Origin of the sequence: Bradyrhizobium nitroreducens (assembly GCF_002776695.1) — a bacterium.
In the GTDB taxonomy this organism is placed as follows: domain Bacteria; phylum Pseudomonadota; class Alphaproteobacteria; order Rhizobiales; family Xanthobacteraceae; genus Bradyrhizobium; species Bradyrhizobium nitroreducens.
On record NZ_LFJC01000003.1, the window covers coordinates 7046416 to 7059041 of the forward strand.

Here is a 12626-nt window from a genome sequence, read left to right on the forward strand (position 1 = left end):
CGTGTCTCTCCCTTCGGCGCCCGGGTCCGGACGCGGCTTATCGGGAGATCATGGCGCGGCCTATTCCCTGAATAAATAGATCAATTATAATATATTGCATGAAAGAAATCGATCATTTGGCCCTCGACGGCCACGCGCTCGAACTGTTCCTCGCCGTGCTGGAGGAGGGATCGGTCACCGCGGCGGCAACGCGGCTCGGCCTGACGCAATCCGCCGTCAGCCACGGGCTGAACAAGCTGCGGCGGATCGCAGGCGATCCGCTGTTCGCGAAATCCGGCCGCGGCATCGTCGCCACCGCGCATGCCCAGGCCCTCGCCGCGAAGGCACGGGCGCTGATCGACGAGATGCGAAGCTTTGCCGGCGGCGTCACGTTCGAGCCGGCCCGCGCGCAGCTTTCGCTGACGATCGCCGCCAATGATTTCCAGCGTGATCTGCTGCTGCCGCGGTTCTTCACCCATGTCGCCGCGCAGGTGAAGGGCCTGAACCTGCGCGTGATCCCCTCGCAGTCGCCCTCGCCCGCGATGTTGCGCGAAAACCGCTGCGACGTCCTGATCACGCCACTGCCGCCATCCGGTGTCGATATCGTGCAGAAGCGCCTCTTGAGCGATCATTACGTCTGTTACTTCGATCCCAAGATGCGCGCCGCCCCGGCCGGCCGCGGGGCCTATCTCGCGGCGCGGCACATTACGGTCGTCTATACCGACAATGAGCGGCTCGACTTCGACCGCCGGCTGGCCGCCAACGGTCTTCACCGCGACATCGCGATCTCCGTGCCGAGCTTCTCCGGCGTGCCGTCCTTCCTTCGCGGCTCGCAGATGCTGGCGAGCATGCCGAGCCTGCTGGCGTCCGGGATCATGCGCGATTTCGCGCAGACGCGGATCCCGCTGGCGTCCCGCACGCGGACGCTGGCCGAGCTGCCGATGTTCATGGTCTGGCACCAGCGCTATCAGAAGGACCCGGCCCATCGCTGGGTCAGGAGCCAGCTCGAGACTGTCGCAGCGACGGCCGCCAGGGCGTGATTGAGGTGCCGCCCTCCGCAAGACTGCCCTTCCCAAACCCACTGGTTGCGCAGGGGGAGCCACGCTAAAATACGCCCATGACAGTGACCGACATTGCGAGCCGGACCTACAATCACAGCTGGCGGCTGGATCCCATCATCCGCAGCCTGCTCGACACCGATTTCTACAAGCTGTTGATGTTGCAGATGATTCGGGAAGATTACCCGGATCAGAAGGTAACCTTCTCGGTCATCAACCGTTCGCGTCATGTGCGCCTCGCCGACATCATCGACGAGAGTGAGCTGCGCGCCCAGCTCGACCACGCCCGCACCATCCGCTTCACCAAGAAGGAGCTGATCTGGCTCGCCGGTAACACCTTCTACGGCAAGACCCACATGTTCTCGGCGGACTTCATCCGCTGGCTGGCCGAATTCCGCCTGCCCGAATACGAGCTGCGCAAGGTCGAGGGCCAGTACGAGCTGCATTTCCACGGGCCATGGACCCACACCACGATGTGGGAGATTCCGGCGCTCGCAATCCTCAACGAGCTGCGCTCCCGTGCCGCGATCAAGGGCCGCGGCCGCTTCGAGCTCGACGTGCTCTATGCCCGCGCCAAGGCCAAGCTCTGGACCAAGGTGGAGCGTCTCCGCAAGCTCGAAAATCTGCGCCTATCAGACTTCGGCACCCGCCGCCGTCACGGCTTCCTCTGGCAGCGCTGGTGCGTGGAAGCCGTGAAGGAGGGCCTTGGCTCGTCCTTCATCGGCACCTCCAACGTGCTGCTGGCGATGGACAACGATCTCGAAGCCATCGGCACCAACGCGCACGAGCTGCCGATGGTCGCGGCCGCGCTCGCCAGGGACGACGAGGAATTGCGCTGGGCGCCCTATCGCATCCTCGACCAGTGGCGCCAGACCTATGGCGGCAACCTCCTGATCGCCCTGCCCGACGCCTTCGGCACCAAGGCCTTCCTGCGCGATGCGCCGGAGTGGGTCGCGGACTGGACCGGCTTCCGCCCCGACAGCGCGCCCCCGATCCAGGCCGGCGAGGAGATCATCGCCTGGTGGGAAAAGAAGGGCCGCAATCCCAGGGACAAGCTGCTGGTCTTTTCGGATGCCATGGATGTCGGCTCGATCGAGGAGACCTATCACCACTTCGCCGGCCGGGTGCGGCTCTCCTTCGGCTGGGGCACCAACCTCACCAACGACTTCGTCGGCTGCACGCCGGACGGCTCGTTCAACCTCGATCCGATCTCGCTGGTCTGCAAGGTGTCGTCGGTGGACGGCCATCCCGCCGTCAAGCTCTCCGACAATCCGGAGAAGGCGACCGGCATGCCCTCGGAGATCGAGCGTTACCTGCGCGTGTTCGGTGACGCCGGCCGCGTGCGCAAGCCGGTGCTGGTCTAGCCCGGCCCTCACCTCTTTCGTCAACGCACGCACGACGGATGTGACACGCCGGTTCACCCCATTCCCAGGTATTTGAAGCAATCTGCGGACATTCATTTCACGACGCCTTCACCCTGCAATGCTGTCCTCCGCGTCTTTCAGATCGAGTTAAGCAACCATCTCATCTACTTTGCGTTGCAGGCGCAGCGCTCCGATGGGGGCATCGCCGATTTGGGGAACGTCAGAGTGTTTCGCAGAACAGCCATGTCGATGAAGGAACGCAGCTTCCTTCACGTCATCAAGCTCGTCTCGCCTTTCGTGATGGTCGTCGTGCTCCAGGCGGCGATCGCGGGATTCAGTCTCGAGGTGATGTCTTCGGTCCGGGCCTATGTCGCGGGTGAAGCGTTGTGGTCGCGTTCGCAGAAGAACGCCGTCTATTTCCTCAATCTCTACCTGCATTCGGGCGACGCCAGCCAGTTCGCGCAATACCAGGCCTCGCTCGCTGTTCCCATCGGCGACGAGTTCGCGCGCTGGGCGCTCGAGCGCGATCCGGTCGACGTCGAGGCGGCCCGCATCGGCTTTCTGCAAGGCGGCAATCATCCCGATGACGTTCCGGGACTGATCTGGCTGTTTCGCTATTTCAACCGCGTCAGCTTCCTGCAGGAAGCAATCCGGGAGTGGGCCGCTACCGACCCCATGCTGCTGGAGCTGAGCGTCTTCGGCGAGGTCATCCGCTCCGAGTGGGACAACGGTCCTGTTCGGGACGCGCGCCGCCTGCAAGTGCTGTCGTCACGGCTCTCCGAGCTCAACGCCCAGTTCACGGTGCATGCCAACCGATTCTCGACCGTCCTCGGCGAAGGCTCCCGCGCCATCAAGCTGACGCTGACCGGCATCAACATCGTCACCGCCATCACGCTCGTCCTGCTCCTGATCTGGCACACCCGGCGATTGGTGCTGCAACGACAGGCGTTCGAAGACGCCTTGCATGCCGAGAAGGAACGTCTGGCCTTCCAGGCGTCGCACGACTGGCTGACCGGCCTGTCCAACCGCCGCGCCTTCGAGGCGCGACTGCAAGGCGAGCTGGACGTTGCCGCGGCAGGTTCGCTGAGCCTGATCCTGCTCGATCTTGACCAGTTCAAGAACGTCAACGACAGCTGCGGGCACCTCGCCGGCGATCGCCTGCTCTGCCAGGTCTCGCGCCTCCTGCAACAGGAACGGCGCCCGCACGATCTGGTGGCGCGCCTCGGCGGCGACGAATTCGGCCTGATCCTGCCGCAGTGCTCGCCCGCGAACGCGGTCGATATCGCCGAACGGCTGCGACGCTCGCTGGAGATGTTCACCTTCGCCTGGGACGATCGCTGCTTTGCGGTGACCGCCAGCATCGGAGTCGCCTGCATCGCCGAGGGCAACACCACGCTCGAGGACGCGATGCGGCGCGCGGATGCCGCCTGCTATCGCGCCAAGGACAAGGGACGCAACCGTGTTCAGGTCGACGGTGGAAGACCTGATGTCATCGTCGTTGCAACACGGCCGCGCGAAGCTGCACGGGCCTGAGGTCGCCCGCTCCGTTCACCGCAAAGGCAGAATCCCGAGACCCGTGAGATGGGTGTCGACGAATTGCTCCACCTGCTGACGCAGCATCTGCGGCGGCACGGCGACCATGCGCTCTTCCAGTCCGAGCGAGATGATGCCGTGCACGGCGGAAAACAGGGTGCGCGACAGCAGCGCGATCTTCACGTCGTCCGCGTTCGGTAGCAGCCGCACCAGGGGTGGATGCATCAGCGCGAAAGCATCCATCACCATCTGCAGGATGTCGTCGGGATACGGACGGTCGTCCTCCATCCGGTGCTCGAACAGCGAGCGCAGCAGGTTGGCGTGCTCGGCGAAGAATTCGAGATAGGTGGCCGCGAGCCCGTAGAGCTGGCGCACCGGATCGTCGGCCGGGACCCCGCGCAGCCGGGCCGTGAGAGCCTGAACGGTTTCCCGATTGACGGTCAGGATCACCCCGTCGAAGTCCCCGAACTCGTTATAGACGCTGCCAACGGAACAGCCGGCGGCCTCCGCGACATCGCGAACCTTCAACGATCTCAATCCCTTAGTTGCGATGATGCGGCGCGCAATCTCCAGGATCTGGAGCCGACGCCGATTTTTTTTCTGGTCTCGCAGCGATTCTTCTTGAACATTGTTCATTTTCAAGCTACTCATGTGAACATTGTTCAAATTAACCCGGAGACCTGCAAAATGCAAACCCTCGCTGTTGATATCGCCGCCACCTTCATCGATGACGCCGCCGCTCTCGTGACCGGCTTTGGCCAGGCCCTGCTGCGGGTCGCAATGGCGCCGATCAATCGCATCGCCAATGCCTGCGACGTTGCGGGCGTGCTCGCGGAACGCCGGGCGACCTTCCGGATGTGGCGGGCGAGCCGCGCGCGTGCGCGTCAAGAGGGCCGCCGGTTCGGCCTGCTCCGCCGCCTCTCGCCCTTTCGTCACCTCGCCCATCTCACCTGAGTCACGCGCGACCTGCACAGGCGGGTCGGCTCGAATGCACGAACTGGTTGCAAGAAAGGACTCACCATGTCCCGATGTTCGCGGCCGATCTCGGCAGACTTCAGTGACGCGGTTCAGCTTTTCCTCATCGTTCGCCGCATACCCGGGAAGGCGCGACCAGATATTTTGCGAACCTAACGACACCGCATGGAGACCAACAGGATCAGAGGGACCGAGGGGACAAGGCAGGGCGGCGATCACCGCCCGCAATCGTTCGTCCCCTCCCCTTCCGGTCGTGACGCTCCAAGAACAACGTAACGAACCTCATTCTGCCTTTCCAAAACAGGACTAGTCATGATCAGGGAATTGATGTCGTCACGCCGCTTTGCGCCGCTGTTCTGGGCGCAATTCTTCTCGGCGCTCAATGACAACGTACTCAAGAACGCGCTCGTCATCATCCTGCTTTACAGCGCCGCGACCGGCCACGGCGATGCGCTGGTGACGGTGGCAGGCGCCGTCTTCATCTTTCCCTATTTCATCCTGTCCGGTCTCGGCGGCCAGCTCGCCGACAAATACGTCAAATCCGTCGTGGCGCGTCGGCTCAAATTCGCCGAGATCTTCGCTGCGGGCTTTGCCGCGGCGGGCTTCTTTCTGCATTCGGTGCCGCTGCTGTTCGCAGCGCTCGCGCTGTTCGGCACCATCGCCGCCCTGTTCGGCCCCGTGAAATACGCCATGCTGCCGGACCAGCTCGAGCTTGGCGAGCTGGCGACCGGCAACGCGCTGGTCGAAGGCGCGACCTTCATGGCCATCCTGCTCGGCACCGTCGCCGGCGGCCAGTTCGTGGCCGGATCCGCGCATATGGGCTGGGTTGCATCCGCGGTGGTCGTGCTGGCGCTGCTGTCCTGGGCCTTTGCTTCCCGCATTCCGCAGACGACGCCTTCCGCGCCCGACCTGCCCGTCGATACCAATCCCTGGACCTCGACGGTGAGCCTGCTCAGGACGTTGCACGCCGACCACCGGCTGTGGGACGGCACCGTGATCGTCTCCTGGTTCTGGCTGGTCGGCGCCATCGTGCTGTCGCTGCTGCCGGCGCTGGTCAAGGAGGTGGTGGGCGGCACCGAAGGCGTGGTGACGCTGTGCCTTGCGATCTTCGCGATCGGCATTGCCATCGGCTCTCTGTTCGCCGCCAGCCTCAGCCACGTTCGCCCCAACCTCGCGCTGGTGCCGATCGGCGCCATCATCATGGGGTTTGCCGGCCTCGATCTCGCCTGGGCGATCGGCGTGACCACCAAAGGTCAGGAGATCGCGGCGGTTGATTTCGCGACCTCGTTCGCAGGCCTGCGCATGCTGGTCGACTTCGTCGCCTTCGCATTCGGCGGCGGCCTGTTCGTCGTTCCCTCCTTTGCCGCGGTCCAGGCCTGGTCGGCCGCGTCCGAGCGTGCCCGCATCATCGCCGCCGGCAACGTGCTGCAGGCCGCCTTCATGGTGGTCGGCTCGCTGTTCGTCGCGCTCTTGCAGGCGGCTGGCCTTCATATCGGCTGGATCTTCTTCGGCCTCGGCGTCGCCAGCTTCGGTGCGGTGTGGTTCGTACTGACCAAGTGGGGCAAGGAGGGCGTGCGCGACTTCGGTGGCCTCCTGTTCCGCGCACTGTTCCGTACCGAGATCCGCGGCCTCGAAAACCTGCCGCCTCCGGGAACGCGCATGCTGATCGCGCCGAACCATGTCAGCCTGATCGACGGCCCGCTGCTGCACGCCGTACTGCCGATCGATGCGAGCTTCGCGGTCGATACCGGCATCGCCAAGGCCTGGTGGGCGAAGCCGTTCCTGCGCGTGGTCAAGCACTACACCATGGACCCGACCAAGCCGCTGGCCGCGCGCGACCTGATCAAGCTCGTTGCCGCCGGCGAGCCGGTGGTGATCTTCCCGGAGGGACGCATCACCGTCTCCGGCTCGCTGATGAAGGTCTATGACGGCACTGCGATGATCGCCGACAAGGCCGACGCCGTGGTCGTGCCCGTGCGCATCGAAGGTGCCCAGCGCTCGCATCTCAGCTACCTCAACTCCAGCCAGATCAAGCGCTCGTGGTTTCCGCGGGTGACGGTCACCATCCTGCCGCCGGTCAAGCTGCCGGTGGATGAAGCGCTGAAGGGCAAGGCCCGCCGCAATGCCGCGGGCGCCGCGCTCCAGGACGTGATGATCGACGCCCTGGTGAAGAACGCGATGCTCGATCACTCGCTGTTCGAGGCGCTCGGACACGCCTATCGCGACCGCGACACCGGCAAGGTGATCATCGAGGACGCGCTCGGCACCAAGCTGACCTATCGCAAGCTGATCCTCGGCGCACAGGTCCTGAGCCGGAAGCTCGAGATCGGCACCGACGTCGGCGAGAATGTCGGCGTGCTGCTGCCGAACTCGGCGGGCGTCGCCGTCGTCTTCATGGCGCTGCAGAATATCGGCCGCGTTCCCGCCATGCTCAACTTCTCGGCCGGCCCGGTCAACGTGCTCGCCGCCATGAAGGCCGCGCAGGTCAAGACCGTGCTGACCTCGAAGGCGTTCATCGAGAAGGGCAAGCTCGACAAGCTGATGGCCGCGATCTCGGCGGAAGCGCGCGTCGTCTATCTCGAAGACGTCCGCGCCTCGATCGGCGTGGCCGACAAGGTCAAGGGCCTGCTCGCCGGGACGACGCCGCGCATCGTCCGCCAGGCTAACGATCCGGCCGTAGTGCTGTTTACCTCGGGTTCGGAAGGCACGCCCAAGGGCGTGGTGCTGTCCCACCGCAACATCCTCGCCAATGCGGCGCAGGCGCTGGCGCGGGTCGATGCCAACGCCAACGACAAGGTGTTCAACGTGCTTCCGGTGTTCCACTCGTTCGGGCTCACGGGCGGCATGATGATGCCGATGCTCGCGGGCATTCCGATCTATATGTACCCCTCCCCGCTGCACTACCGGATCGTGCCTGAGCTGATCTACCAGACCGGCGCGACGATCCTGTTCGGCACCGACACGTTCCTCACCGGCTATGCCCGTTCGGCCCATGCCTACGACTTCCGCACCCTGCGCCTCGTGATCGCCGGCGCCGAGGCGGTCAAGGATCGCACGCGGCAGGTGTTCATGGAGCGCTACGGCATCCGCATCCTTGAAGGCTACGGCGTCACCGAGACGGCGCCGGTGCTGGCGATGAACACGCCGATGGCCAACCGCCCCGGCACCGTCGGCCGTCTGTCGCCGCTGATGGAAAGCCGCCTCGATCCGGTGCCCGGCATCGAGGAAGGTGGACGGCTCTCGGTGCGCGGCCCGAACGTGATGCTCGGCTACTTGCGGGCGGAGAATCCCGGCGTTCTCGAAGTGCTCCCCGAGGGCTGGCACGACACCGGCGACATCGTCGCGATCGACGCTGCCGGCTTCATCACCATCAAGGGCCGCGCCAAGCGCTTTGCCAAGATCGCAGGCGAAATGGTGTCGCTGTCGGCGGTCGAAGCCATCGCGGCCACGCTGTGGCCGCAGGCCGCTTCGGTCGCAGTGTCGATCCCGGACCAGCGCAAGGGCGAGCGCATCGTGCTGCTGACGACGGAGAAGACCGCCGAGCGCAGCGCGATGCAGGGCCAGGCCAAGGCGATCGGTGCGTCCGAGCTCACCGTTCCCGCCGCGATCATGGTGGTCGACAAGGTGCCGCTGCTCGGCACCGGCAAGACCGACTACGTCACGGCAACGACGATGGCCCGCGAGCAGGCGTCTGCGCCGGAGCGCGAGGTGGCGTAAGCCAGATGCACGAGGCGCCTCATTCAGGCGACGCGCGATGCCCGGGAGTGGTTCTGCTTCACGGCATCGCGCGCACCTCGGCATCCATGAGACGCCTTGAGCGATCGCTCCAGGGGAGCGGCTTCGCGACGCTCAACATCGACTATGCGAGCCGCAGAAAACCGATCGCGGCGCTCGCCGACGACATCCAGCCGGAGATCAGCCGTTTCGCCGAACGCACCACGCCGCTACATTTCGTCGCGCATTCGATGGGCGGTCTCGTGGCACGCGCCTATATCGCCAGACATCGACCGCAGCGGCTAGGCGGCGTCGTGATGCTGGGCACGCCGAACGGCGGTAGTGAGGTCGCCGATCTCCTGAGCGGATCTCGCCTCTTCAGAGCCTTCTACGGGCCTGCCGGCCTCGAGCTCACAACCGCGCCCCGGACGAACACCCTGCCCGCCGTGGACTATCCCGTCGGCGTGATCGCAGGCAATCGCTTCATCGATCCTGTCGCCGGCCAGTTCGTCCTCCCGAGGCCGAATGACGGGCGGGTCTCGGTGCAAAGCGCGATGTTCGCCGGCATGGCCGACCATGTCGTGGTGAAGGCATCCCATACCGGGCTGCCGAATCATGCGGTCGCGATCGCACAGACGATCGCCTTCCTGCGCGAAGGCCAATTCCGGCCGTCCGAATCTCAGGAGCCGGCTTCGCTGCGCCGCTCCTGCACATAGCGCACCAGGGCCGCGAAGCGATAGATGCCGTGCACGAACTTGCCGTAAGGCATCGTGATGAACAGCGCGAACACCGCACCGAGATGCAGCGCCAATAGCGGTCCCATGGCAGCGGTCTCACGCAGGATCAGAAGCAGCACGCCGGTAAGCCCGGTCAGGAACAGCATGGCGATGAAGCCGACATCCATTCCGTAGCGGCTCTCGTCCAGCAATTCGGGCGCCCGGCGAGATTTGGCGACGAACAACCCGATCGGTCCGACAATGAGGCCGATCCCGCCGAACGTGCCGAGCACGACGGGCATATCCCACCACGGATACGGCGCCTCACGCCCGAGGAGGTAGTGATAGAGCGTCGCCACCGACGTCGCGGCAAAGCACAGCAGAAACCCGTAGAACGTCAGGTGATGGAAAAGCTTCCGCCGGTCGGTCGGCTTGTCGTCCTCGTTGTAGCAGCCGACGCCGCCGCCATGGAGATAACGCAACTCGCCGGCATCACGGATCGCCTGGAAGATCGAGCCGCCGTCGGCTCTGCCGCCGATCGGCGTGCCGATGTCGCGCCAGAAAGCGCGTACGCTCATGACAAGCGCGAGGATGGCATAAAGAAATGCGGCGCTGAACAGTGCAGCCATCGCGTTGTGCGGCATCAGTCTGTAGAACGCACCGGGACCGATGTGCACGCCAAACAACACGCCGCGGTCGTTCAAGGCCGCAAAACCGAGGATGAAGGCCGCCATGCTGAGTGCAGCGACGATGCTGATGACGAGGCCGTTGCGCGCGAAGGCGCCGGACAGCGCCTGTGGCCAGGCATAGGCCGCATAGGACTCCGCGCGTGCGACCGCCAGCGTCTTCGGGACGTTGACGTTGAATTCGTGCGGCGGCGAGAACTGGCAGTCGACGTAGCAGGCGCCGCAGGAATGGCAGAGGTTGGCGAGATAGTTGAGATCGCCGTCGGAGAAGGCGCGCCGCATCTCCATCGCGGGAAATACCGCGCACAATCCCTCGCAATAGCGGCAGGAATTGCAGACCGTCATCAGACGGTCGGCTTCGTCGAGGATACTAGTTCCGTGCATGTTTCGCCGCTTCCCGTCCTGCGATCCGCCCGAACACGCTGCCGATGGTCATGCCCATGCCGGCGGCATAACCCTTGCCGAGCACGTTGCCCGCCATGATCTCGCCGGCCGCGAACATGTTGCCGGACGGCTTGCCGTCAGCCATCAGCATCCGCGCTTCCTTGGTCACGCGCGTGCCGAGATAGGTGAAGGTGATGCCGGGACGCACCGGATAGGCGAGATAAGGCGGCGTCTCGATCCTGCGCGCCCAATGCGTCTTGGGGGGCGTGATGCCCTCGGTCACGCAGTCGTCCAGGATGGTGTGGTCGAAGGTGCCGGGCCGCACCGCGGCGTTGAATTCGGTGATCGTCTTCTCCAGCGCGGCCGGATCGAGCTCGAGCTTGCCGGCAAGCTCGGCGATCGTTTGTCCTGCAATCGGCGGAAACAGCGTCGGCATGAAGCTGGTGACGACGGTGGAATCGAAGATGATGTAGGCAATCTGGTCGGGCTGCGCCGCGACCAGCCGGCCCCAGATCGCGTAGCGCTTCGGCCAGATATCCTCGCCCTCGTCGTAGAAGCGCTGGGCATGCTTGTTGACGACAATGCCGAACACGACGGAATCATGTCGCGTGATGATGCCGCCGTCGAACTTCGGCGCGCGGGCATCGATCGCGACCGCATGGCACTGGGTGGGATCGCCGACCTCCTGCACGCCCTTGTCGAGCAGCATCTTCAGGATCGAGCCCCGGTTATAGGGCGTGCCGCGGATCAGGAAGTTGTCGGCGGCCTCGCCCCAATATTGCTTCAGCCATTCGATGTTGGCCTCGAAGCCGCCGGCCGCGGCGACCAGCGACGTCGCGCGGATCTCGGTCTCGCCCTTGATCGGCCGCTTCAGGCGCGCGGCGAGGAACATGCCGTCCTCGATGACGAGGTCGGTGACCTCGGCGTCGTATTCGACGTCGACGCCCAGCCGCTCCGCGGTCAGGTACAGCGCGTTGAGCATCGCCCGTCCGCCGCCGAGGAAGAAGGAGTTGGTGCGGCCGAGGCTCAGAGTGCCGCCGAGCGAGGGCTGCCAGCGCACGCCCTGCTCCACGATCCAGTTCAGGATGTCCTTGGACTCCCGGATCATGTGGCGCGCGAGTTCCTCATCGGTCTGCCCGCCGGTGACCCGCAGCAGATCCTCCCAAAATTCCTCCTCGGTGTAGGGACCGGTCAGGATTTCGGTCGCGGCGTCATGGGCGCAGCGCATGTTGCGGGTGTGGCGGGTATTGCCGCCGCGGTAGAATTTTGGCGCGCCCTCCAGCACCAGCACCGAGGCGCCGCCGCGGCGCGCCGCGATCGCCGCGCACAGCGCCGCATTGCCGCCGCCGATCACCAGCACGTCGTACTTGCTGCTCATGCCGTTTGTCCGATGCGACCAAGCTCGAAACATTCTACCACGCGGCGGCCACCGGTCGCGGCGGGCGCCATTGCGTACTATTGTATACAAAGATATACATGACTCATGCAAGCGGCATCCCTGCATGGGCAGGATGCAGCCGGCTGGAACGAGGGTCATGGCCAGACGTCCGGTGAAGGCAGGCGGACCGATCGCGCGCGGGGGCGGCGTGGCGCTTGGCGAAGCGGTATTCCGTTCGCTCTGCGAAGCGCTGCAGGCCGGCAGCTATCGCGCCGGGGACCGCCTGCGCGAGGAGGAAGTGGCGCAGCGGCTGAAGGTCAGCCGCACGCCGGTGCGTGAAGCGCTGGGCCGGCTCGCCGCGCGCGGCTTCGTCGAGCCCGCCCGCCGCGGGCTGATCGTTCGCAGCCTCGATATCTCCGAAGTCCTCGAGCTCTACGCCATGCGCGAGATCATGGAAGGCGCAGCAGCCCGGCTCGCCGCCGAACACGCGTCAAGCACCGAGATCGATGCGCTGCGCGATATCGAGCAGGCCACCGTCGAGATCAAGGAGGCCGACGCCGCCGAGATGGCGCGCCTCAACCGCGCCTTCCACGAGGCGATCTGCCGCGCCGCGCGCAACCGCTATCTCGACAATGCCTCGCGCGAATTGCAGGACTGGATCGCCCTGCTCGGCCCGACCACCTTCACCGTATCGGGCCGTCCCTCGACCAGCCATGACGAGCACCAGGCCATCATCGCGGCGATCGCCGCACGCAATGGCGACAAGGCCGAGCAGCTCGCGCGCGCCCATATCCGGGAGGCGCTGCGCTGCCGGCTCAAGCTGCTGCAGAGGCAGTAAT

The 12626-nt window shown here is 65.2% G+C and carries 9 protein-coding genes; 6 read left to right on the forward strand and 3 right to left on the reverse strand.

Going from position 1 to position 12626, the window contains the following annotated elements; genetic code table 11:
• Positions 1–98 precede the first annotated feature (98 nt).
• The 3 genes from TSA1_RS33480 to TSA1_RS33490 all read left to right on the forward strand — a co-directional run bounded on the left by TSA1_RS33480 (position 99) and on the right by TSA1_RS33490 (position 3934).
• Entirely contained in the window at positions 99–1019 is a 921-nt protein-coding gene (locus TSA1_RS33480) for a LysR family transcriptional regulator (RefSeq protein ID WP_100180049.1), read from the forward strand.
• A 77-nt stretch (positions 1020–1096) separates the two neighbouring features.
• Positions 1097–2401 carry a nicotinate phosphoribosyltransferase gene (pncB, locus tag TSA1_RS33485; RefSeq protein ID WP_100180050.1) on the forward strand — a complete coding sequence of 435 codons (1305 nt, stop codon included), beginning with the start codon at positions 1097–1099 and terminating at the stop codon, positions 2399–2401.
• A 225-nt stretch (positions 2402–2626) separates the two neighbouring features.
• Positions 2627–3934 carry a GGDEF domain-containing protein gene (locus TSA1_RS33490; protein ID WP_100181473.1) on the forward strand — a complete coding sequence of 436 codons (1308 nt, stop codon included), beginning with the start codon at positions 2627–2629 and terminating at the stop codon, positions 3932–3934.
• A gap of 15 nt (positions 3935–3949) precedes the next feature.
• On the opposite strand, the gene TSA1_RS33495 is transcribed toward TSA1_RS33490, so the two are convergent.
• Positions 3950–4570 carry a TetR/AcrR family transcriptional regulator gene (locus tag TSA1_RS33495; RefSeq protein WP_174719359.1) on the reverse strand — a complete coding sequence of 207 codons (621 nt, stop codon included), beginning with the start codon at positions 4568–4570 and terminating at the stop codon, positions 3950–3952.
• A gap of 651 nt (positions 4571–5221) precedes the next feature.
• On the opposite strand from TSA1_RS33495, the gene TSA1_RS33500 reads away from it, so the two are divergent.
• Both TSA1_RS33500 and TSA1_RS33505 read left to right on the forward strand, forming a co-directional pair.
• Positions 5222–8626, forward strand: a complete 3405-nt coding sequence (locus tag TSA1_RS33500; protein WP_100180052.1) for an acyl-[ACP]--phospholipid O-acyltransferase — start codon at positions 5222–5224, stop codon at positions 8624–8626.
• Between the two features lie 5 nt (positions 8627–8631).
• The gene (locus TSA1_RS33505; protein WP_100180053.1) at positions 8632–9339 is read left to right on the forward strand and encodes an alpha/beta fold hydrolase; all 708 of its coding nucleotides are present in this window, start codon (positions 8632–8634) and stop codon (positions 9337–9339) included.
• Here TSA1_RS33505 and tcuB read toward each other — a convergent pair.
• Together tcuB and tcuA are read right to left on the reverse strand one after the other, a co-directional pair.
• Positions 9303–10409 carry a tricarballylate utilization 4Fe-4S protein TcuB gene (gene tcuB, locus TSA1_RS33510; RefSeq protein ID WP_100180054.1) on the reverse strand — a complete coding sequence of 369 codons (1107 nt, stop codon included), beginning with the start codon at positions 10407–10409 and terminating at the stop codon, positions 9303–9305. The two genes, TSA1_RS33505 and tcuB, sit on opposite strands and share 37 nt — an antisense overlap.
• Positions 10396–11787, reverse strand: a complete 1392-nt coding sequence (tcuA, locus tag TSA1_RS33515; RefSeq protein ID WP_100180055.1) for an FAD-dependent tricarballylate dehydrogenase TcuA — start codon at positions 11785–11787, stop codon at positions 10396–10398. Before tcuA ends, tcuB begins: the two co-directional genes overlap by 14 nt.
• 157 nt (positions 11788–11944) lie before the next feature.
• On the opposite strand from tcuA, the gene TSA1_RS33520 reads away from it, so the two are divergent.
• Positions 11945–12625, forward strand: coding sequence for a GntR family transcriptional regulator (locus tag TSA1_RS33520; RefSeq protein WP_100180056.1), 681 nt, complete (start codon positions 11945–11947; stop codon positions 12623–12625).
• The last annotated feature ends 1 nt before the right edge of the window (position 12626 follow it).